Origin of the sequence: Sphingomonas sp. PSPC2-2, from assembly GCF_049897725.1 — a bacterium.
Taxonomy (GTDB): Bacteria; Pseudomonadota; Alphaproteobacteria; order Sphingomonadales; family Sphingomonadaceae; genus Sphingomonas.
This window is the reverse complement of the sequence record NZ_JAFCWU010000010.1, coordinates 82,343-104,609: the sequence shown is the minus strand read 5'-3', so window position 1 is coordinate 104,609 and position 22,267 is coordinate 82,343. Positions and strand designations below refer to the sequence as shown.

Below are 22,267 nucleotides of genomic sequence, written 5' to 3'. Positions count from 1 at the left end.
CCATGTAGCCTCCAGCACATAATTTCTAATACGCAGCCCGAGGAACGATCCCTCATGGAACTGCGGAAACGTTTACTTCGAACGGAACCAATTTCGACGGCCGCGATAGCACCAGTTTCGCCGGCTGACCGGCCGGCTGCACATCGATAGTCCGCCAAATGCCCGCCCCACTGTCGATGACCGTCATGCCAGCAAGTGCTGACCACCATCGACCGGGATGATGGTGCCGGTGATGCGATGTGCGGCGTCGCTGACCAGAAACGCCGCCAGCGCGCCAACGTCTGCGATATCGACGCGGTGGCGGGCCGGTGCGCTGGCGGCGGCGCGTTCGAGCAGTTCGTCGAACCTTTCCAGGCCACTTGCCGCGCGCGTGGCGATCGGCCCCGGCGAGATCGCATGCGCCCGGATGCCCTTGGGTCCGAGTTCTGCCGCCACATAGCGCGTCACGCTTTCCAGGGCAGCCTTCACAGGCCCCATCAGGTTGTAATTCTCCACGACCAGTTCCGAGCCGTAGAAGGTGACACAAAGCAGACAGCCGCCATCGGTCATCAGCGGTTCGGAAATCCGTGCCATGCGCAGGAAGCTGTGGCACGACACGTCCATCGCGGTCGCAAAGCCCTCGGCCGAACTGTCGACGACGCGGCCATGAAGATCCTCGCGCGGCGCATAGGCGATCGAGTGCAGCAGGAAGTCGAGCCCGCCCAATGCGATCTGACCTGTTCGAACAGCGCTTCCAGCTCACCCGGAACCCGCACGTCGCATGGTGCCATCCACTCGATGCCGAGCTGTTCGGCGACGGGGGGCGACATGGCTTTTCGCCTTCTCGTTGAGATACGTTGCGGCCAGCCGCGCGCCGCAATGTGCAAAAGCCTCCGCGCACCCGGCCGCAATACTGCTTTCGTTGGCGATCCCGACAATCAGCCCGCGCTTGCCCGAAAGGTCGACGAGCGGCTTCATAGCTGAGCCCCTGCACCAGGTTCGAGAAGCGCGACGACGTGATCGGCGATCACGCGTTCCTCATCGGTTGGGATGACGCGTACGATCACCTTGCTGTCCGGCGCGCTGATGACAGGCGCGTTCGTCGCATTGGCGTCGGGATCAAGCATCACCCCAGCCCAGGCCAGGCGCTCGCAAATCGCAGCCCGGATCATCGAATCATTCTCGCCAATGCCGGCGGTAAAGACGAGGCCGTCGAGACCGCCGAGCGCGGGAATGAGAGCGGCAGCCTGACGGCCGGCTTGCTGGACGAAGAGGGCTACCGCCTCCTTCGCTTCCGGCGCGTCGCTTGCATGCAACGTACGCATATCGCCTGAAATCCCGGACACACCGAGCAGGCCCGATTGCTCGTAGAGCAACGTCTCCACCGCCTGTGCGGCCATACCGACCTGAGTCTGAAGATGAAGCACCACGCCAGGGTCGATCGCCCCCGAGCGCGTGCCCATCATCAATCCGTCAAGCGCCGTGAAGCCCATTGTCGTATCGACGCTCGCGCCGGCACGCATTGCGCACATGCTCGCACCGTTGCCTAGGTGCGCCGCGATGACGCGGCCTGCGGCCAGAGCAGGGTCGATCTCGCGGAGGCGGCCCGCGATGTATTCGTAGGACAGACCGTGGAAGCCATACCGGCGCACGCCCTGGCAGTGAAAGGCGCGCGGAATCGGCAGGCGCGTCGCCAATGGCGGCATGCCATGGTGGAAAGCGGTATCGAAGCAGGCGATCTGCGGGAGCAAAGGCGCCAGCACGCGCAAGGCCTGGACTGCGGCGAGGTTATGCGGCTGATGGAGCGGCGCCAGTGGGATGAGGGCTTCCAACGCATCCAGCAAAGTATCATCGATGATCTGCGGCCCGGCGAAGCAGACGCCGCCATGGACGATACGATGGCCGATCGCGGTGACCTTGCGGTCTCCCAATTGGGTTACCGCCCAGGCAAAGAGGTCCTCAAGCAGATTCTTGTGGGAGAGTGCGTCCCCGCCCGGCCACGTCTTTTCCACGATGGTCTCGCCACCCGAGTCGCGCGCGAGGAGCCGGGGGCTAGTGCCGATACCCTCGATCTTGCCGCCCGCATCGAAGTCGAGCTGTCCACCCGACAAGCGATAGAGCGCGAACTTGATGCTCGACGAGCCGGCATTGAGACTGACGATCGCCTTCATGAACGCTTCGCGATCGGGCCGGGCGTGGCCTTGGGAGTGGCTCGCGCCAGCAACACCGCGATTGCGCAGGACGCTACGCTGGTGCGGAGCGAATCCGCCCGGCTGGTAAGAATGATGGGTACCCGCGCGCCCAGCACCACGCCGGCCGCGTCCGCGCCGCCGAGAAAGGTCAGCTGCTTGGCGAGCATATTGCCGGCTTCCAGATTGGGAACGACGAGGACTTCGGCGCGCCCTGCAACGGGGGAGACGATGCCCTTGTCCTTTGCCGCCTTCTCGCTGATGGCGTTGTCGAAGGCGAGCGGGCCGTCAAGGACGCCGCCGATGATCTGCCCGCGATCGGCCATCTTACACAAGGCGGCCGCATCGAGCGTCGAGCGGATCGCCGGATTGACCGTCTCCACGGCAGACAAGATCGCAACCTTCGGACAGGCGATGCCGATGACATGCGCGAGGTCGATCGCATTGCGGATGATATCGGCCTTGTCTTCCAGGCTCGGCTCGATGTTGATCGCCGCGTCGGTGATGATGAGCGGCGCCGGATGCCCGGGCACGTCCAGCAGATAGGCATGGCTGATGCGGCGCTCGGTTCGCAGGCCCGTCGCAGCCGGAACGACAGCACCCATGAGTTCGTCGGTGTGCAGCGATCCCTTCATCAGCAGCAGCGCTTCGCCCGAGCGGACCAGTTCGACCGCGCGCGTCGCGGCGGCATGGCTGTGGGGCACATCGATCAGGCGGAAGGCACCGATATCCTTGCCGGCGTCCATGGCAGCCGCATGGATGCGGGCCTCGGGGCCGATCAGGATCGGCACGATCAGGCCGGCTTCGGTCGCGGCTGCCGCAGCCAGGATCGCGGCGGCGGTGCAGGGATGTGCGATCGCCGTGGGAACGGGCTCGCCGCTTCTCGTCATCTCGATCAGCCGGCGGAAGCCGTCATGATCCGAGAGCTGGATATCGGGCAGCGCCATGCGCGGGCGCCTTACCTTCTCGGTTGGCGCTTTGACCTCGGCCTCGCCGCTGATCACCTCCTCGCCGGCCTGGTTGATGCAGCAACAGTCGAAGACGACGATATGATGCTCGGCGCGCTTCTCGCGTACCGTGACCGACGCGATAATCGTGTCCCCCAGCCCTACGGGTCGCTTGAACCGAAGGCTTTGGCTCAGATAGATCGCGCCCGGCCCCGGGAGCTGCGTGCCGAGCACGGCGGAGATCAGACCACCACCCCATAGGCCGTGCGCGATCACCCGCCCGAACATGTCACCGGCGGCATATTCGGCATCAAGATGAGCCGGGTTGACGTCGCCCGAGACCAGGGCAAACAGCTGAATGTCCTGTTCGCCCAGAGTGCGCGTCACGCTCGCGGTCTCGCCCACGACGATTTCGTCGAAGGTCCGATTCTCGATCATCTCGAGGCTGCTCACCGCTCAGCGCTCCAGCACATACTGGCCGGGTGCGTCGCAGAGCGGCGTCAGGCTCTTTTCAGCATTGCCCATCGGCGGCGGCGCCTGCGGACGGCCCGAATGGTCGCCGAGCCAAGCCGCCCATTCGGGCCACCACGATCCCTCGTGCGCCTCGGCCTGGTCCAGCCAATCATCCGGATCGAGCGCGGGGCCGTCAAGGACGCGGGTCGCGACATGATAGCTGCGGTGGCGATGCCCGGGCTCGGAAACGATGCCGGCATTGTGCCCGCCGCTGGCCAGGACGAAGCGAATCTCGGCGCTGCTCAGCCAGTGCAGCTTGTGGACCGACCGCCAGGGTGCGACATGATCGCGATCTGTCCCCACTACAAAGATTTGCTGACGCAGCGACGAAAGCGTGATCGTGCGGCCCTCGACCTTGAACCGGCCTTCGGCAAGATCGTCGTCGAGAAAGAGCGTGCGCAGATATTCGCTGTGCATGGCGTAGGGCATGCGCGTTCCGTCCGCATTCCATGCCATCAGGTCGGTCATGGGTTCGCGCTCGCCCATCAGATAGGTGCCGAGGATCTGCGACCAGATCAGGTCGTTGGATCGCAAAATCTGGAAGGCGCCGCCCATCTGTTGGCTGTCAAGATAGCCACGGCTCCACATCATGTTGTCGAGCAGATTGAGCTGTGCCTCGTCGATGAACAGGCCGAGTTCGCCCGGCTCGCTGAACTCGGTCTGTGCGGCGAACAGGCTGAGCGACGCCAAGCGTTCATCTCCGTCGCGGGCCATGGCCGATGCGGTGATCGCCAGCAGCGTCCCGCCGAGACAATAGCCGACACCGTGGACCTTGGCCGAGCCCGTGATCGCCGTGACAACGTCGAGCGCCGCCATCGGTCCGAGGCGTCGATAGGCGTCGATGTCGAGATCACGATCGGCGCTCACGGGATTATGCCAGGACAGGACGAACACGGTATAGCCCTCGGCCACCAGCCAGCGGATCAGGGAGTTTTCCGGCGAGAGGTCGAAGATGTAATATTTCATGATCCAGGCGGGAACGATGAGGATCGGCTCGGGGCGGACGATCCCGGTCGTCGGCGCATATTGGATGAGCTCCACCAGCGCATTGCGGAACACCACCTTGCCGGGCGTGACCGCGACCGTCTCCCCGGCGCGGAACGCCTCCGTCCCTAAGGGCGGCTCGCCTCGGGCGCGCCGCTCCGCATCCTCCATCCAATGCTTCGCACCCTCGACCAGGCACTCACCACCGGTCTCGATGATCTTGCGCTGGAGCACGGGATTGGTCGCGAAGAAGTTGGTTGGCGCGATGACGTCGAGCATCTGCCGTGCCGCGAACGCCACCATCTCTTCATGATGCCTGGACACGCCGCTGATGCCGGTGGTCGCCGCATGCCACCATTGCTGCGTGAGAAGGAAGGATTGCGAGATCAGGTCGAAAGGGAACTGCCGCCAGGCCGGACCGATAAAGCGCCGGTCCTGCGGTAGCGGCTCGATCGCCGGCGCGGCATCGACCTGCCCCACGCGTCGCACGGCATAATCGGTAATCCGCTGGACCTTTCGCCCTGCCTTGCCGGCAAGCTGCAGCCGCTTGCCCGGCGATATGGTGAGATGAGCACACCAGTCCAGCCCCGCCTGCATCATTGTCACCGGCGACAGGCCAGAGGTCATCTGCGCGATTGCCGCGGCCGAGGCATGGTCGAGCGTCTGGGCGATGCCGTCGAGCGGGTCGCACTTGGCACAGTCTGCGGACGTATCGATCATGGAGCGTTTCTCCGGGGGACGTCGCGGCATGCCCGGCATGGCTCGAAACAACATTACGTAATGTCCCCATATGCTTGTCCGTTAACGAGCGCACGCGCAGAATGCCTGCCATGTCTCCCGGGGCGCGGCTCTCCCAAACCGCCCGTCTCGGTGACCCATCAGGCTCCGGAGGGCCACCGCCAGTCGCGAACGGCAGGCATATCGATCCCGTGTGCCGCAATGTACCGCTTGTGCTCGACCAGCTGATCATCGATCGTCTGCTTGGCGTAGGCGGCCGCGCTATCGGGCAGCTCCACATGGTCGATAACCTTCCCCATGAGATGGAAGCGGTCGAGATGGTTGCGGACCACCATGTCGAAAGGCGTCGTCGTCGAGCCCTCCTCTTCGAACCCGTGGACGTGGATATTCTGGTGGTTGGTGCGCTTGTAGGTGAGCCGATGAATTAGTGCCGGATAACCATGATAGGCGAAGATTACCGGCTTATCCGTCGTGAAGAGCGCGTCGAACGCGCTGTCGCTGAGCCCATGAGGGTGCTGGCTGTTGGGCTGCAACGTCATCAGATCGACGACGTTGACGACGCGGACCTTAAGGTCGGGGAGTTGCATGCGCAACAGGCCGACCGCGGCCAGTGTCTCCAGCGTAGGAACGTCGCCAGCACACGCCATGACGACATCCGGCTCTCCGCTGCGATCGTTGCTGGCCCAATCCCAGATACCGATGCCGCGCGTGCAGTGCTTGATCGCCGCATTCATGTCGAGCCACTGGGGCGAAGGTTGCTTGCCGGCGACGATGACATTGATTCGGTCCCAGCTGCGCAGGCAATGGTCGGTGACAAAAAGCAGGGTATTGGCGTCGGGCGGGAAATAGACCCGCACGATGTCAGCCTTCTTGTTGACGACATGATCGACAAATCCGGGATCCTGATGGCTGAAGCCATTATGATCCTGGCGCCAGACGTGAGAGGTCAGCAGATAATTGAGCGAAGCGATCGGGCGACGCCAAGGCACCTCCTTTGCCGTCTTCAGCCATTTGGCGTGCTGGTTGACCATCGAATCGACGATGTGGATGAACGCCTCGTAGCAGGAAAACAGGCCGTGGCGGCCCGTCAGCAGATAGCCTTCCAGCCATCCCTGGCAGCAATGTTCGCTCAGCACCTCCATGACGCGTCCGCTGGGATCGAGATGGACATCGTCCGCAATCGTCTCCGCATCCCAACTCCGGTCGGTGGCTTCGAAGATCGTCTGCAACCGGTTGGATGCTGTCTCGTCCGGGCCGAAAACGCGGAAGTTGCGGGCTTGGGCGTTCTCCCGCATCACGTCGCGCAGGAACGTGCCCATCACCTGGGTCGCCTCGCCGTCGGTCTGGCCGGGATGAACGACCGGGACCGCGTAGGACGCGAAGTCGGGTAACCGCAGAGGGCGCATTAGAGCCCCGCCATTGGCATGCGGATTGGCACTCATCCGCCGGTCGCCGCGCGGAGCCAGAGACGCGATTTCGGGCCGAAGCCGCCCGCCATCGTCGAACAGTTCTTCCGGATGGTAGCTGCGCATCCATTCCTCGAGCAGCCCAAGATGCTCGGGCTTGTCCATCGTGAACGGAACCTGGTGCGCGCGCCAGAAGCCTTCACTCTTCTGCCCGTCGACGATCTTGGGCCCGGTCCAACCCTTCATGCTGCGCAGGACGATCATCGGCCAGAGCGGACGCGTCGTGACCCCACCTTCGCGCGTGGCCTTCTGGATCGCGTGTATCCGATCGACCGCATCGTCTAGCGCGGCCGCCATCGCCTGGTGCATCGCGTCCGGCTCCTCGCCGTCGACCAAGATCGGCAGGTAGCCATAACCGCGAAACAGCGCGTCGAGCTCGGTGTGCGAAATGCGCGCAAGGACAGTCGGACTTGCGATCTTGTAACCGTTGAGATGCAGGATTGGCAGAACGGCCCCGTCGGTCGCGGGATTAAGGAACTTGTTGCTGTGCCACGAGGTCGCCAGCGGTCCGGTCTCCGCTTCGCCGTCGCCGACGACGCAAGCAACGATCAGATCGGGATTGTCGAAGGCGGCGCCAAACGCATGCAGAAGCGAATAACCCAGTTCACCACCTTCATGGATTGAACCGGGCGTATCGGGTGACGCATGACTGGGAATGCCGCCAGGGAAGGAGAATTGCCGGAAAAGCTGGCGCAGGCCATCTTCGTCGGGACCGATGGCAGGATAGACCTCGCTATAGGTGCCCTCGAGCCATGTGTTGGCGACGACACCTGGTGCGCCATGACCAGGCCCGGCGATGAAGAGCGCATTGAGGCCGCGCGCCTTGATGACACGATTGAGGTGCACATAGAGGAAGTTAAGCCCGGGGGTCGTACCCCAGTGTCCAAGCAGCCGCGGCTTGACGTGATCCATCTTGAGCGGTTCGCGGAGCAGCGGATTATCGAGAAGATAAATCTGCCCAACCGAGAGGTAATTGGCGGCGCGCCACCAGGCGTGGATCAGGCCGATCTCATCGCTGGAGAGTGGCTGGCCATTTGCCTCGGGCTGCGGGTCCATGGTCATTCTTCCTGAAACTGAAAAGGCATGGGTTCCCGGCCGCCTAGCCGGAGCTGGTGTAATGCCGGAACGCTGATGCGCCACCGCGCAGCGCTCGAACTGCTTGCGCACCCATGAATGGCGCAGACCGCTCGCAACATGCGTATTGATACGGATGGCAGTGCCGCACACTTATGCCAGGCAATCACGTCGCTTCCGGCATCAGCTCAGCCCCCTACTCCGATACCGTCCTGGTTCGGCAGCGTGCGCGTGCCCCGGCCGCCAGCTCAACCACCTCGGCGGTGATTTCCTCCTGACGCGTCAGCCGTTCCTCGCGTTCAAGCGCCTGGAGTCTGGCGTCGATATTGGTTTTCGCGGCCGCCATCGTCGCCATGCGAGCCTCGTTTTCAGCGGCGAAGGCCTCGGTGGCCGCTTCGCACAACTGGGCGAAGACATATTCCTGGGCCAAGCGCTCGACGAGTTCGCCTGCCGTCAGATTGATCAGGGGTATCGACCCAACTGGCTCCGGCGGAAACATATCTGGATCGAGCGGCAAAAGACTGCGGCGGACGACCGACGCACCATGCCCTGCCGTCCAGACCGGATAGATCATTGCGACCGGGACCGCGCCGGCCATGGCCACATAGTCGTAGAGGGCGCCAAGCAGCTCGGTTGCCATATCGGCAAGCGCAGCGGCGCGACTAGGAAGGCTGGTGGCCCAGGCAACGGGCAGTGTCCGCTCGGCAGCAAGCGCGGCGGCACGATCGCCGACGAGGAAGATGTGCGCCACTCGGGAATCGCTCGCAGCGGCGTTCAAGACCTGCTCTGGAAAGGCGCCCGCGAACCCCTGCTCTGCGCCGAAGACGATAAGACCTGTCTTGCCCTTTGCGCTGTTCAGCGGCGGTGCCGCAGATCCTGTCTGTAGCTGCCGCGCCCTCCCAATCGCATGGCCCGCCGTCGCGGCATAGGCGCGGATCGCGGGCAACAACGCGCGGCCCTGCTGGGCACGGGCGCCGGCGATGCCGCGCATCGCATTGACCACCGCACCGAGTTGCCGCACCGTGGCGATCCGTCGCCCGACAGTGGCCAGACGATCGCTCATGTCGCGGCGCCAGCGCTGGAACTGGCGATCATCCGCTTTACGGCCGCCAACAATGCGGCCCGCAACGTCGCATCCATTGTCCCCTTTTCCTCGACCTGCCCTATGAGCTCGGCGGCATTGGCATCGAGCCATGACGGCAGCGTCGCGCGGATCGCAGCGATGTCGGGGATCGCCAGGGCATCCAGGAGGCCCTCCGTGAGCGCGATTGCCAGCGCCACCTGATCCACGACCCGCAGAGGCTGGAAGCGCGGCTGGGAGAGCAATGCGCGCAGCCGCCTCCCACGCTCGATCTGGGCCTTCACGCGCGGCTCTGGCTGCTCGCCGAAGCGGGTGAACATCTCGAGTTCGAGGAACTGGGCATAGTCGAGCCGCATCGTGCCGCTCGTGTCCCGCAGCGCCCGGGCCTGCGTCTTGCCGCCTACGCGACTGACGCTGGTGCCGACATCGACCGCGGGTTTGTGGCCTTCGGCGAACATCCGGGTGTCGAGCACGATCTGCCCGTCAGTGATCGAGATCAGGTTGGTCGGGATATAGGCGCTGACATTGCCGGCATCGGTCTCCGCGATCGGCAGCGCCGTGAGCGAACCGCCGCCCTTTTCGGGCGACATGCGGGCGGCGCGCTCCAGCAACCGCGAATGGAGGTAGAAAACGTCGCCCGGATAGGCCTCGCGTCCCGGCGGCTGGCCGGTCAGCAGCGCGATCTCGCGGTGCGTGGCGGCATGCCTGGTGAGGTCGTCGAGCACGACGAGCGCATGACCGCCCTGATCGCGGAAATATTCCGCCATGGTGAACGCGGCAAATGGCGCGACCCATTGCAACCCCGGTGCGGAAGCCGGGCTCGCGACCACGAAGATGCAGCGTTCCGGCGCGCCATGGCGGCGCACCTGATCGATCACGCGCGCGACACTGGAGGATTTCTGGCCGATCGCGACATAGATGCATATCATGTCGCTCGACCGCTGGTTGATGATCGCATCGACGGCGAGCGCGGTCTTGCCGGTCGCGCGGTCGCCCAGGATCAGCTCGCGCTGGCCGCGGCCGAGCGCGAACATCGCGTCGATGACCAAAATCCCGGTCTGCACCGGCTGAACGACGAGGTCGCGCTCGATAATCGACGGCGCGGGACGCTCCACCGGCTCGAACCGCTCGGCGACGATCGCCGGCCCGCCGTCGAGTGGCCGGCCGAGTGGATCGACGATACGGCCGAGCAGTCCCCGCCCCACTTGCGTGCGCACCACTGCGCCGGTGCCCGAGACGATGTCCCCCGCCTCGATGCTGTCAGCATCCTCGAGCATCACGCAGCCGATGCGATCGCGGTCGAGCGTTTGTACGAAGCCCGCCTGACCTCCGGCAAACTGCAGCAATTCGTCGAGCCGGGCCTCCGCCAAACCCGAGACCAGCGCTACGCCATCGCCGATGGATTCGACGCGGCCGATCTGGCGGACCTGTGCGCCGATTTCCGCCGCGGCCACGCGCGTCGCGGCCCGGGCAAGCCATTCATCCGCGGAGCCCGGCATGATCGTCCTCCTTGAGTGCCGCCAGCTGCGTGTCGAGATCGGCTCGCCAGCTGTTGCGGACGAGCATGTGCGGTCCATGGAGCTCGAACCCGGCAATCAGCGCGGGATCGACGGTGAAAGTCGGTGCTGCAAGCCCCGGCAGCGCCTCTGCGAGCTTTTGCACGCACCGCGCCTGGGCCTCCCCATCGAGCGCGGCCGGCGTCACGATGGCGAGAGGAGCGTCACCGGCCAGGGCCCGGCGTTCCTCGATCGGCAGGCGTTCGATCCGTTCGAGCAGGGCAGCGAACATCATATCGGTGGTGGCCCCGGCCGGTAGCCGGTGCAGCAACGCAGACGCCATCTGTCCCGCGAGCACCGCCGCTTTTTCCTCTAGCTGTGTCGCCATGCCCTTTTGCGCATCCTCGACAGAAGCAAGCGCCTGCTTCGCTTTTGCATCGGTCTCGGTCGTGGCCGCATCAAGGAGGCGGCTGCGTTCGGCCTCTATGCTGGCCAGCAAAGCTGACCGGCGTGCCTCTCCATCGGCGGCGAAGGCGTCGGTCTGCGCCTTGAGATCCGCTTCCAGCTTGAGCGCAGCTGCCTTCGCAGACTCCGCATCGGCGAGCAGCTGGTCCATAGCCGTCTGGCGCGCGGTGATAGCCCCCATCACCGGACGAAACAGGAAGCGTGCGAGCAGCCAGACGAGGATGACGACGTTGATCGCCTGCAGCGCCAGCGTCCACCAGTCGATACGCATGTCAGGCGAAGGGATTGGCGAAGAGCAGCAGCAGCGCGATCACGAGACAATAGATCGCCATCGTCTCGATCATGGCCAGGCCCACGAACAGGGTGCGCGAGACGGTGTTCGCCGCCTCAGGCTGGCGAGCGATCGCGTCCATCGCTGCGGCGACCGCCTTGCCTTGGGCGAGTGCTGGCGCGATCGCGCCGATGGCGATGGCGAACGCCGCGCCGAGGATGCTGACGATGTGGATCCAGTTCATGAAGAGACCTCGTGGTTCGGCGCTTTCGGGGATGGGTTCGCTTCGCTGATGGCGCTGCCGATAAAGACCATTGCGAGCGCGCCGAAGATGTAGGCCTGGACGGCTCCGGTCAGCATCTCGAGCGCCATCAGCGGGATCGGTACGAGCAACCCGGCAAGGCTCAGCACGACGCCGATCATGAACACGCCGCTCATGACATTGCCGAACAGGCGCACCATCAGGGAGAAGCTGCGGGTAAACAATTCAACGAGATTGAGCGGAGCGAGCAGGATCGACGGCTGTGCAAAGCTGCGCAGATAACCGCGCGCGCCAAGCGCCCGGACACCGAACCAGAGCGTCGCGCCGAACACGATCAAGGCCAGCGCCGCGTCAGTTTCGAGGGCCGCCGTAGGCGGTTCGACGCCCGGCAAAAGCGATGACCAGTTTGCGACGAGCAGGAAGATGAAGAGCGTCCCGATCAAAGGCAGATAGGGCCGGGGCTCCGCGTCCATCGTCTCGCGAATCTGGCGCGCGATCACATCGACCACCAGTTCCAGCGCCGCCTGGGTCCTGGTGGGACGAAGGCCGAGCCGCCGGGTCAGAAACCAACAGCCGATCGTCAGCACCGCCATGATGCCCCAGGTCGTGACAACCGGCTGGCTGATCGGAACCGGCCCGATCGTGAAGAGGATATGGCTTTCGAGCGGAGAAGCGATCTTCACGACACCGCTCCCAGTCGGTGCAGCACGACCTGTCGCGCCGCCATGAACCCAGCCGCGGCCGCGAGTAGGCCCCCCCAGCCCTGCCTTGCGGCAACGAGCAGCACGCCGAGCGTCAGGAGCATCCGGCCGAGCCGCAGGCCGAGCGACAGCATAATCGATCCGCCATGGACGAGCAGGTCAGCGTCCTTCGCGATAGCGAGGTAATGTGCTGTTCCGGCAGCGGCGCCGAGCAGCAGAAACAGGAGGACGGCCCAGGGCGTCATTGCCGCCCGATCCACTTCCAGGCCGACCAGCAGCCGAGGCTCACGCCAAGGATCAGCAGCGGCGCGGTCCAGAAGATGCCGCTGGACAGCCGATGGTCGAGCCAGCGGCCGATCGCGAGCGCGATCAGCGCCGGCACGACGATCTGCCAGCCAAGAACACCGATCTGGCCGAAATTGCGCGCAAAGGAGGGCAATCCCCGCGCCCTGCGTCGGCGTTCGGCGCGCTGTTTGACCGCGTCCACGAGCCGTTCCTGCTCGGGTGGCAGAGCCTCGGTCATAGACCGATCTCCGCCGGCCCGCCTTGCAGAGCCTCGACCATGCGCCGGATCGCGCGCATGCGCAGCCGCGTCGCGGAGGTGCGACCGCTGCGTTCGGCATCACCGCGCTCGCGGTAACGGCTAAGCACTACCGTCTCGAGTTCGTCGAGATCGTCGCCGACATGCGCCTCGCGCGTCGCGATCGCGACCTCCTTGCCGCCACTCACCGTCAGAATGCCGTTGCGTACCGCGCAGTAGCCGGCGCGCCCGTCCATGTCGCGCCAGGAGACGACCGAGATGTCGAGCGCGGTCAGGAAATCGGCGTGGCCGTTCAGGATGCCAAAGCTGCCCGTCGCATCCTCGGCGCGGATCGCGGCGACCTCCCGGTCGACCATGATCGCGGTGGGATCAGTGATGCGCAGCCTCATGGCTTGGGCCCCACCTTGCCGCGCGCCTCTTCCAGGTCTCCGACCATATAGAAGGCACTTTCGGGCCAGTCGTCGGCCTCGCCGCCGAGGATGGCGCGCACGCCATCAAGTGTGGCGTGGAGTGGCACCGATCGTCCGGGCTGGCCTGTAAAAGCCTGCGTTACGACAAAAGGCTGCGTCAGGAAGCGCTGGAGTCGGCGGGCACGGCCAACGATCAGCCGATCCTCCTGTCCCAGTTCCTCCATGCCGAGCAGCGCGATGATGTCCTGCAGCTCGCGATAATGAGCGATCGTCTCGCGGACCTTTTGGGCCAGCGCATAATGGTCCTCGCCCACGACCAGCGGATCGAGCAGGATCGAGGTGGAGGCAAGCGGATCGATCGCCGGGTACATGCCCTCCGCGGCCATCGTGCGTGACAGGAGCACATTGCTGTCGAGATGCGCCGAGATCGCCGTCACGGCAGGATCGGTGAAATCATCAGCGGGCACATAGACCGCTTCGATCGCGGTCACCGATGCGCCCGCGACCGAGGCGATCCGCTCCTGGAGCGCCGCGACTTCGCTCGCGAGCGTCGGCTGATAGCCGACCCGCGACGGCATCCGCCCCAAGAGCCCCGAAACTTCGCTGCCCGCCTGGACGAAGCGGAAGACATTATCCATCAGCAGCAGCACATTGCGTTTCTGCTCGTCGCGAAAATATTCGGCGATGGTAAGCGCGGTCAGGCCGACCCGCCAGCGCGCGCCCGGCGGCTCGTTCATCTGTCCGAAGACCAGCACGGTCTTCGCGATCACGCCGGAAGTGCGCATGTCGGTGAGCAGTTCATGCCCTTCGCGCGAGCGTTCGCCGATACCAGCAAACACCGACACGCCCTCGTAGCGTGCGACCATCGCGTTGATCAGTTCCATCACCAGCACGGTTTTGCCGACCCCGGCGCCGCCGAACATCGCCGCCTTGCCGCCTTGCGCGAGGGGCGCAAGCAGATCGATCACCTTGATCCCGGTCTCGAACATCGTCGTCGCTGTGCTCTGGGCATCGAGTGGCGGCGGTTGGCGATGGATTGGGCGAAGCGGAACGTCCACTGGAAGTGCCGCCCCGCCGTCGCCAATGACGCCGGTGGCATCGAGCAGGCGGCCCAGAACCGCATCGCCGACCGGTACCATGATCGCTGCACCCGTGGCCTCGACATGGACGCCGCGCGCGAGTCCGCTGGTGGTCTGGAGTGCGACCGCTCGGACGGTGCGCGCATCGACATGGCTCTGCACCTCGGCGATGTGCATTCCCGTTGGGGTTGCGATGCACAGCGCATCGTTGACTGGCGGGAGCGAGCCGGCGGCAAATTCCACGTCGAGCACGGGACCGCGGATCGCGCAGACGCGTCCGCTCGCCTTATCGATGTCGGTTGCCGCGGTGCTCATCTCAAGTTTCTCATAACGGGAGCTAAAGCGAGATCGGGCGCCATCGATATGCGGGACAATACGGATGCTCGTCTCTGCGCCGCGGCTTCGCCGGATCGCTAATGCAATCCGGTCTGGCGAAGTCTGATGCGTCCCGAATTCCAGGACGCCAATTTCGCTGTTCTGTCCGGCTCACGCTTCCCCGGTGGTGCACCTGCCGCAGTCCTGCGGCGCATCGTCGGCGGCCATCAGCAGAACAGGCGCGAAACCGCCACCGGCGGTGCGCATATTGGTGGTTTGGCCCTGATATAGTCGCGCAGCGGCAACAAGTGGCTCCCCATCATAGGTGTAGAGACGGACGTCGATCTTGCGCTTGACCATCTCTCCATCCAGCCGGATGGTCCGCTCGCTTGGCCGCACATAGGCTTGGGCGACATAGTCGCTCTCCAGGATCTCGGCCCACACCGATTTCGTCAGCTTGTCGCCACGATAGGCCGCTTTGCTCCCATACCCTCCGGCCGGCTTGAAGAAGAATTGCCTGCGGCCCGCCCAAAGCCGCTCGGCGGAAGCCTTGTCGACCCGTTCGGTTGCCGGAATCCCGGCAACAAGCGTGTCGACAATTGCCGGGTCGAAACCCCATTCCCGCAGCTGCGCGGTGTCGGACAGCAGGGTGAGATTGCGCTTGTCGGCGAATTTCGCGTGGACATGGGGATTGGGCGTTACGACCACCGAGCCATCGAGATATGCCGCTCGCAATGCCGAGTGCTCGGGTCGATCGAGCGAGAAATCGACGAGCCGGTTGTAGATGAGATCCACATTCCGGTCCCCATAGCGAAGAGTGCCGGACGCATAGGCGAATTCAGAAGGATCGGCGATGCAGACGCTATGGCCGGCCCGCTCCAGCAAATGGCGGGTCAGCAGAAACTCGGGAAACAGATATTGCGATACGGGATCGTCATCGACAATGGCGATAGAGACCGGTTCGCCGCTGCCGCGTTGATAGCGCCATTCCTTCGAGAACATGCCCGCGACCACGGTCTCGAAGGGATCTGCGCGAAGAAAATCTGTCGGCTCGGAAGGACAGCAGACTCGTTGCGCCCGCGCGAGCACGGCATTCAACATTGCTCCTCCTGCATTGGTATTTATTTCGATCAGGGCCGGGCCGCGCTCGCTCAGATGGAAGTCATAGCCCATGAAGACGCCGTGCGGACCAAAGTCCTGTCGGGCACTTACTGGCGCCCAGGCCATGGTGGCTGCTAGATAATCCGGGTGGCGGGCGACCGTCTCGATCGCGGCGATGATGCGCTGCATCCCGGCGAGTTGGGACGCATTGATGAACACCGCGACGTCCGAGAATAGATGTGGACGCGTTTCCAGATATGACGCTCCCATTGCCAGATCGCCCGTCTCCCGGACGAGGGCGTCGCTCAGGGCGGCGCGATCCAAGGTGACGCAAACGCATTCCGGACGTCCGTTCTGGAGGTCTGAGACTCGGGCTTCCTCTAGGCTCGGCACGCTATCGAGCTTCCCTGGAATAGAAACTGGACCCAGAACATAGCCTGATCCTTCTTTGGCTCATGCAAATTTCATTTCACGTGAGCGGCAACGACTTCGCCCTCCGCGCGATGACCTAAGAGGCTCGCTCACGGCGCGATCAGGCCCTGTTCCCGGGCGGCATCGTCATAAAGGAAGGCGGTATTGGGATCAGGATGACCATAGCGATCAGAATCCGTTTCTCCCAGCCGGGTCAGCATATCCCTGATCAGCGCGAGACGGGCCTGGTGCTTGTCGTCCCCTCGCACCACCGTCCAGGGTGCTGCGATGCTGTGCGTGCGGGCGAGCATTGCATCGCGCGCCTTGCTATAGGCCTTCCAGCGCTTGTTCGCCTGATCATCGATCGGGCTGATCTTCCACTGTTTGAGCGGATCCTCGCGTCGGGCGGTCAGGCGTTTCTTCTGTTCCGCCCTCGAGATATCGAGATAATATTTTACCAGCGTGACCCCGCAATGTTCGAGCAACTGCTCGAACATCGGGACGGTCGTCAGAAACTCCTCATATTCCTTGTCGGTGCAAAAGCCCATCACGCGCTCCACCCCGGCGCGATTGTACCAGCTACGATTGAACAGGACGATCTCGCCGGCAGCCGGCAGATGAGGGACCCAGCGCTGGAAATACCACGACCGGCGATCGTGATCCGATGGGGGCCCGAGTGCCACCACCCGGGTTTCGCGCGGGCTCAAGTGCTCGACGACACGCTTTATCGTGCCGTCTTTGCCGGCCGCGTCGCGCCCTTCAACGATGACCAGCACCTTGCGGCCATCCTCGATAATTCCCCGCTGCAGGGCGGTGAGCCCGATCTGGAGCGCGCGCAGCTGCTCGGCGTAACGGGGCTCGTTCTTCGCCTTCACCACCGGTTCTTTCTCCTGTCGGCAATCATACACACCACGGTAGCGGGCCGCGAGGGGCCGGGGCCGCACTCGTGGGCCGGTCTCAAACAGCGGCACCAACGGCATTGTGCTCCACCGCTGATGCCCGACTCATGCCGCCCCGACTGATACCCGCCAGCCGGGTGCGCTTCAGCAGCAGCGCGTTGACCGCGACGAGTGCGGAGCTGCCCGACATAGCCAGCGCAGCGACCTCGGGGCTCAGCAGCACCGGATAGAGCACACCTGCCGCGAGTGGAAAGGCGATCACATTGTAGCCGACCGCCCACCACAGATTTTGGTGCATCTTGCGAAGCGTGGCGCGTGAGAGCGCTATGGCACCGACAATATCATAAGGATCGCTCTTCATCAGGACGACATCGGCGCTTTCCATCGCGACGTCAGTGCCCGCCCCGATCGCAAACCCTACGTCGGCCTGGGTAAGCGCGGGGGCATCGTTGACTCCGTCACCGACCATGCCGACACGCTGGCCCTGGGCCTGCAGCTCCTTGACCTTCTCCGCCTTTTGACCGGGAAGCACGTCGGCAAGGACGATGTCGATGCCAAGCTCATCGGCGATTCGCTTGGCCGTGCCGGCGTTGTCGCCGGTAATCATCGCGACCTTGACGCCGCGCTCCCGAAGCGCCGCGACGGTCGCCTTCGCGGTTGGCCGCGCCGCATCCGCTATGGCGATCAACCCGAGAATCTCGCCGCCGCGCGCAACATGGACGACGGTGCGCCCAGCCCCTTTCAGGCGTTCGCCAGGTTCCTCGAGGGCACCCAGCGCGACTTTTCCTTCATCCATGAGGCGCCGGTTGCCAAGCAGCACGGTTGCGCCCTCGACTTGGGCGCTGGCGCCCTTCCCCTCGATATTGGCAAAGTCGCGCGTCTCAGGAAGGGTGATACCGGATGCACCTTCGAGGACCGCGATCGCAAGCGGGTGGTCGGAGTTGCGCTCGATCGCGCCGGCGATGCGAAGCACCTCGTCCCGGGTTATGCCTTCCGCTGTGACAACCTCGACAACGTTGGGCCGGCCCATGGTGAGCGTGCCCGTTTTGTCGAACACGATGACGTCAAGCTTGGTCGCATCCTCGAGCGCGCTGGCATTCTTGAACAGGATGCCGTTCATCGCGCCAAGGCCGGTGCCGACCATTATCGCCATCGGCGTGGCAAGGCCAAGGGCGTCCGGGCAGGCGATCACGAAGACCGTGATCGTCATGGTCAGCGCAAACAGCAGTGTCCCACCCAGCATCCAGTACCAGATGGCGAACGTCGCGAGACCGATCAGAATTGCCGCGAGCACCAGCCACTGCGATGCCCGGTCGGCGAGCAGTTGTGCCGGCGCCTTCGAGTTCTGCGCTTCCTGGACGAGCTTGACGATCTGGGCGAGCGCGGTGTCGGCGCCCACCTTGGTCGCACGGTAGCGGAAGCTGCCGCTGCGGTTGATCGTCGCGCCGATCACTGTGTCGCCGGGCGCCTTCGACACCGGCATCGATTCGCCCGTGAGCATCGACTCGTCGACCTCGGATTTGCCTTCGAGGATTTCGCCGTCGACAGGAATCTTGTTGCCCGGCCGGATCAGCACGACATCGCCGGCCAGTACCTCCGCGGTCGGCACTTCGACGTCCTTTCCGTCCCGCTCCACGGTCGCCATAGGCGGCGCCAGATCCATGAGCGCGCGGATTGCCTGGGACGCGCCGGCGCGGGCGCGCATCTCCAGCCAATGGCCGAGCAGGATGAAGATGAGCAGGACCGCGGAAGCCTCGTAAAATTGCTCGCCCTTGAACAGGAATGTCGACGCCACGCTGAACAGATAACCGGTACCGACGCTCAACAGGACGAGCACCGCCATGTTGAGCACACCGTTTCGAAGCGCGCGGATCGCGGCGACCACGAAGGGCCAGACCGGATAGAGGATCGCGGCGCTGGCAAGCAGGAACAGGGTCAGGTCGAGACTGAGTCCGAACATCGGTTTCAGCAGGGGATGGTCCAGGCCCATTGGCGACAGCGCGAAGATCGGCAGGCCAAAAACGAGGCTGACGATAAACCTGTTGCGCATGTCGCGCGCCATCGTCGCCATGTCCTTGCCGTCGCCATGGCCCATCTCGTGCGCCATGGCGTCGTGTTCGGCCGTCACGGGCTTGCGATCGGGAGCAACCGATTTGGCGGCGACTCCATCGGAACGATGATCGGCAGGGTGCGTCGCGGCGGGCAAGACAGAGGACAGGGTTGTGCTTCCGATCACGCACACATGCCGCGGGACGAGCCGGCCGCCGCAATGGAAGCCGCAATCCGCGATCTTCTCCTCTATCGCGGCTTCGCTGGTGCGCGCTTCATCAAAGCTGACGGTGACGCTGTCGGAGGCGGCGTTCGCGGAGACCCGCGTCACGCCGGGAACCCGCAGCAACTGCTTTTCGACCCCGAGATGGTCGAGTGTTCCGAATGATCCACGCAGATCGAAGGTCGACGTCTTCAAGGCAGGTCTCCGAAATCGAGGCAAGGCGCTGCCGACGGGTCGGCAGCCATAGATGCGCCCGCCGCGAAGGCCTGCGCGTGTGGGCCAGTCATCACGGCTGACCTATTGCCGCCGATCACCCATGAAGCGCAGCAGGAACAGGAACAGGTTGAGGAAGTCGAGATAGAGCGTCAGCGCTCCCATCACGACCGCCTTGCCGCGAAACTCGGTACCGGCCACATCGAAGTAGACGCTCTTGATCTTTTGCGTGTCAAACGCAGTCAGGCCCGCAAACAGAAGCACGCCGATCGCGCTGACGATGAGATCCAAAGTGGACGACCGCAGGAACATGTTGACAATCATGGCGATGAGCAGGCCGACGACGCCCATGATCAGGAAGGTCCCGAACGCCGACAGGTTCCTCTTGGTAGTGTACCCCCACAGGCTCAGGCCTCCGAAGGCTGCGGCCGTAACGAAGAATGTGCGTGCGACACTCACGCCGGTATAGGCGAGAAGGATGGTCGACAGCGACACGCCCATCAGGATCGCATACGTCCAGAACAATGCCTTGACGGTGGGTTCGGACAGCCGGTTGATACCGACGCTTAGCGTGAAGACGAGGGCGAGCGGTGCGAAGACCGCTATCCATCCGAGCAGTGTCGGAGTGCCGCTCGCGGCGAAAAACACGGCGCGTACCCCGGCGCTGTTCGCAACCAACATCGCGACGATCCCGGTCAACAACAGACCGCTGGCCATGTAGTTGTAGACTGCGAGCATATATGTTCGCAGTCCCGCATCGAAGGCGACCGCGGGGATTACCGGATTCCTGCCAGCAGTAAGCGGCGATGTGGTCGGTTTCAGCGGATCTGCCATAGCCAGTGCTTCTTCTCGGTGTGGCGGTTTCAAGGTTCAGTCACTTCGGCGAGGCGACCGGCACCGTACATGCAGCCGCGCCAGTCTGTGCGCCGCGTCCCGATGCCGGGCGGACGGCTGAGCGGTTCCCTCGGGATTTGCGCCGGTCGGCTGGCAGGGAATTCATCGCTGACCCGCTCCTGCGTCACGCTTTGCCCCGAACAGGCGCGCGAGGTGGGGCACGAACGGTGGAACGGTCTTTGTGTAGCGACGATAGGCATCGCCAAATTCGGCCAGCGCCTCACGCTCCTCGGTCCGCGCCAACCGCAAATACATGACGACGAGCACCGGGAACATCGCGAGCGTCAGGATCGTCGGCCATTGCAGCAGGAACCCGAATATCACCAGCACGAACCCGACATATTGCGGGTGCCGCACATAGGAATAGATGCCCTGGGTCGCGAGCTCGTGGACCTTTTGCGCGTCGTACAGCGCCTTCCAACCTGTCGAGATCAGAATGAACCCGCCGCCGATCAGGAAAAAGCTCATGATATGGAATGGCCCGGCATGCGGATTAGCCCGCCAGCCGAAAAGCATCTCAAGCAGATGCCCGGCATCATGTGAGAACCAGTCGATATTGGGATAATGGCTCTGCAGCCACCCGGACAGGACATAGAGGGTCAGTGGGAAGCCGTACATTTCGACGAACAGCGCCACAAGGAACGCGCTGAATGCGCTGAACGATCGCCAGTCCCGAGTGGTTCGCGGCTTGAAGAAACTGTAGGCGAACAGGATGAACACCGCCGCATTGACGACGACGAGATCCCAAAGGCCATAGGCTTGCGCATGGCCCGTCACTGGCCCTGAACCTCATGGGGCGAACGATCGGCCCCCGGCTGCGGTGTTCCATCGTGACTATGCCCATGTCCGTGATGCATGAAGAGGTGCATCAGGGGACACGACAGCAGCAGCAGAAAGGGCAGCGCGCCAAGTACATGCGCGCGATGCTCCGTGAACAGCAGCACGAAACCGAGCGCAAGAAAGCCCATCATCACGATGCCCGCGCGCGACGTCAGGAAATTCTCTTTCCCAGTATGTGCCGGTCGTTGCCGTTCCATGATCACGTTTCCTTGAATATAGAACTCGTTAAAAATTGCTGATTGCTCACTTGCGCTGCGCCGTCCTAGGGACGCTGCCAATGACCGATCCAATTGTGGAATGCGGCGAAGAGACCTCCCACGGCTGCTCCGAAGACGATCGACCAGCACAACCCCGCCCCCAGCGCGACGAACGATCCCGGCGGAGCTGGCGTGAACATCGTCACAAACATGTGTGACCCGATCGGACCGAACAAAGTCGCCGCGAGCCAGCAAAGCACGAAGACAGTGGAAAGAGCGGCAGCGCTGCTCGCGGCACATCGTATCACACTGAGCTTGCTTGCATCGGTCATGACGGCTTCCTTTCCCCCCAAATTTGGGCCGGATCGAAGACAGCCACTATACGTATTCCACCCAAGGCTTGGTCACTCGACGCTGGTCGATGCTGCCGTCAGCGGGAGGGCATCGCCCATGCCGCAGTCCTTGGCGTGACAACCATAAACCGCCGCATCGTACGGGAGAGATGCGCGTGGTCATTGAACCTCGCATCCGCTGCGGCTGCCATAAGGGGCCGTCAAGCGCTCGGAGGCCGCGCATAGCCCTGCAAGGCCAATGAGCCTTGCCGGACATCGTGGCCATTCCGGTCGGTCTGGGATTGTCTCTTGACCTGATTCTTCTTTTCGGGCTGGCGATGTTCGGTCTCTATCTATGGTGCAGGGCCGAGCGGGAATCCGGCTGGGTCCTCCCCTTTTTGTGCGATGTTCCAAGCAAATGAGTAGCGAATAGAGAAGCGTAAGACGCAAAGATGTCTCCCCGGAGCCTTTGATCCGTCCTCGTAACATTACGCATATTGAGTCGGGAGCTGGGTCCATAGTTCTGGTGGCGAAGAAAGGTTCTTCACCGCCAGGTTTCCTCGGCGGGTCTTGTAAACTCAGCCAAGGAGGCTTCCA

At 63.8% G+C, this 22,267-nt stretch carries 20 protein-coding genes and 1 pseudogene; all 21 read right to left on the bottom strand.

Annotated elements, in window-relative coordinates:
* Nucleotides 1–183: 183 nt before the first annotated feature.
* The 21 genes and pseudogenes from fabI to ACP7BY_RS16980 all read right to left on the bottom strand — a co-directional run bounded on the left by fabI (nt 184) and on the right by ACP7BY_RS16980 (nt 21,670).
* A pseudogene (fabI, locus tag ACP7BY_RS17080) lies at nt 184–957 on the bottom strand (enoyl-ACP reductase FabI).
* The gene (locus ACP7BY_RS17075; protein WP_033963042.1) at nt 954–2,150 is read right to left on the bottom strand and encodes an acetate/propionate family kinase; all 1,197 of its coding nucleotides are present in this window, start codon (nt 2,148–2,150) and stop codon (nt 954–956) included. The pseudogene fabI and the gene ACP7BY_RS17075 overlap by 4 nt, the downstream one beginning before the upstream one ends.
* A complete protein-coding gene (locus ACP7BY_RS17070; protein WP_405053021.1) occupies nt 2,147–3,553 on the bottom strand; it encodes a bifunctional enoyl-CoA hydratase/phosphate acetyltransferase in 1,407 nt (468 codons plus the stop codon). The genes ACP7BY_RS17075 and ACP7BY_RS17070 overlap by 4 nt, the downstream gene beginning before the upstream one ends.
* Before the next feature lie 18 nt (nt 3,554–3,571).
* On the bottom strand, nt 3,572–5,332 hold the full coding sequence (locus ACP7BY_RS17065; protein WP_010405662.1) for a PHA/PHB synthase family protein: 1,761 nt from the start codon (nt 5,330–5,332) through the stop codon (nt 3,572–3,574).
* Nucleotides 5,333–5,490: 158 nt separating this feature from the next.
* Nucleotides 5,491–7,872: a phosphoketolase family protein gene (locus ACP7BY_RS17060; protein WP_033963140.1), complete on the bottom strand. Its 2,382-nt coding sequence runs from the start codon at nt 7,870–7,872 to the stop codon at nt 5,491–5,493.
* A 214-nt stretch (nt 7,873–8,086) separates the two neighbouring features.
* The gene (locus ACP7BY_RS17055) at nt 8,087–8,953 is read right to left on the bottom strand and encodes a F0F1 ATP synthase subunit gamma (protein ID WP_010405659.1); all 867 of its coding nucleotides are present in this window, start codon (nt 8,951–8,953) and stop codon (nt 8,087–8,089) included.
* Nucleotides 8,950–10,470, bottom strand: coding sequence for a F0F1 ATP synthase subunit alpha (locus ACP7BY_RS17050; protein WP_033963044.1), 1,521 nt, complete (start codon nt 10,468–10,470; stop codon nt 8,950–8,952). Before ACP7BY_RS17050 ends, ACP7BY_RS17055 begins: the two co-directional genes overlap by 4 nt.
* On the bottom strand, nt 10,451–11,203 hold the full coding sequence (locus tag ACP7BY_RS17045) for a H+-transporting two-sector ATPase B/B' subunit (protein WP_010405657.1): 753 nt from the start codon (nt 11,201–11,203) through the stop codon (nt 10,451–10,453). The genes ACP7BY_RS17050 and ACP7BY_RS17045 overlap by 20 nt, the downstream gene beginning before the upstream one ends.
* Nucleotide 11,204: 1 nt before the next feature.
* Nucleotides 11,205–11,447 carry a F0F1 ATP synthase subunit C gene (locus tag ACP7BY_RS17040; protein WP_010405656.1) on the bottom strand — a complete coding sequence of 81 codons (243 nt, stop codon included), beginning with the start codon at nt 11,445–11,447 and terminating at the stop codon, nt 11,205–11,207.
* Nucleotides 11,444–12,148, bottom strand: coding sequence for a F0F1 ATP synthase subunit A (locus tag ACP7BY_RS17035; RefSeq protein ID WP_010405655.1), 705 nt, complete (start codon nt 12,146–12,148; stop codon nt 11,444–11,446). The genes ACP7BY_RS17040 and ACP7BY_RS17035 overlap by 4 nt, the downstream gene beginning before the upstream one ends.
* A complete protein-coding gene (locus tag ACP7BY_RS17030; protein WP_010405654.1) occupies nt 12,145–12,411 on the bottom strand; it encodes an ATP synthase subunit I in 267 nt (88 codons plus the stop codon). The genes ACP7BY_RS17035 and ACP7BY_RS17030 overlap by 4 nt, the downstream gene beginning before the upstream one ends.
* Nucleotides 12,408–12,689, bottom strand: a complete 282-nt coding sequence (locus tag ACP7BY_RS17025) for an AtpZ/AtpI family protein (RefSeq protein WP_010405653.1) — start codon at nt 12,687–12,689, stop codon at nt 12,408–12,410. The genes ACP7BY_RS17030 and ACP7BY_RS17025 overlap by 4 nt, the downstream gene beginning before the upstream one ends.
* Nucleotides 12,686–13,096 carry a F0F1 ATP synthase subunit epsilon gene (locus ACP7BY_RS17020; RefSeq protein WP_010405651.1) on the bottom strand — a complete coding sequence of 137 codons (411 nt, stop codon included), beginning with the start codon at nt 13,094–13,096 and terminating at the stop codon, nt 12,686–12,688. The genes ACP7BY_RS17025 and ACP7BY_RS17020 overlap by 4 nt, the downstream gene beginning before the upstream one ends.
* Entirely contained in the window at nt 13,093–14,511 is a 1,419-nt protein-coding gene (atpD, locus tag ACP7BY_RS17015; RefSeq protein WP_010405650.1) for a F0F1 ATP synthase subunit beta, read from the bottom strand. Before atpD ends, ACP7BY_RS17020 begins: the two co-directional genes overlap by 4 nt.
* Before the next feature lie 171 nt (nt 14,512–14,682).
* A complete protein-coding gene (locus ACP7BY_RS17010; RefSeq protein WP_231564832.1) occupies nt 14,683–15,936 on the bottom strand; it encodes a hypothetical protein in 1,254 nt (417 codons plus the stop codon).
* A gap of 197 nt (nt 15,937–16,133) precedes the next feature.
* Nucleotides 16,134–16,994: a polyphosphate kinase 2 gene (gene ppk2, locus ACP7BY_RS17005; RefSeq protein ID WP_426288227.1), complete on the bottom strand. Its 861-nt coding sequence runs from the start codon at nt 16,992–16,994 to the stop codon at nt 16,134–16,136.
* A complete protein-coding gene (locus ACP7BY_RS17000; RefSeq protein WP_033963050.1) occupies nt 16,981–19,389 on the bottom strand; it encodes a heavy metal translocating P-type ATPase in 2,409 nt (802 codons plus the stop codon). Before ACP7BY_RS17000 ends, ppk2 begins: the two co-directional genes overlap by 14 nt.
* A 102-nt stretch (nt 19,390–19,491) precedes the next feature.
* Nucleotides 19,492–20,241, bottom strand: coding sequence for a Bax inhibitor-1/YccA family protein (locus ACP7BY_RS16995; RefSeq protein ID WP_010405646.1), 750 nt, complete (start codon nt 20,239–20,241; stop codon nt 19,492–19,494).
* A gap of 162 nt (nt 20,242–20,403) precedes the next feature.
* Nucleotides 20,404–21,078, bottom strand: coding sequence for a methyltransferase family protein (locus ACP7BY_RS16990; RefSeq protein WP_010405645.1), 675 nt, complete (start codon nt 21,076–21,078; stop codon nt 20,404–20,406).
* On the bottom strand, nt 21,075–21,338 hold the full coding sequence (locus tag ACP7BY_RS16985) for a DUF2933 domain-containing protein (protein WP_010405644.1): 264 nt from the start codon (nt 21,336–21,338) through the stop codon (nt 21,075–21,077). The genes ACP7BY_RS16990 and ACP7BY_RS16985 overlap by 4 nt, the downstream gene beginning before the upstream one ends.
* A gap of 65 nt (nt 21,339–21,403) precedes the next feature.
* The gene (locus tag ACP7BY_RS16980; RefSeq protein WP_010405643.1) at nt 21,404–21,670 is read right to left on the bottom strand and encodes a hypothetical protein; all 267 of its coding nucleotides are present in this window, start codon (nt 21,668–21,670) and stop codon (nt 21,404–21,406) included.
* Nucleotides 21,671–22,267: the final 597 nt, after the last annotated feature.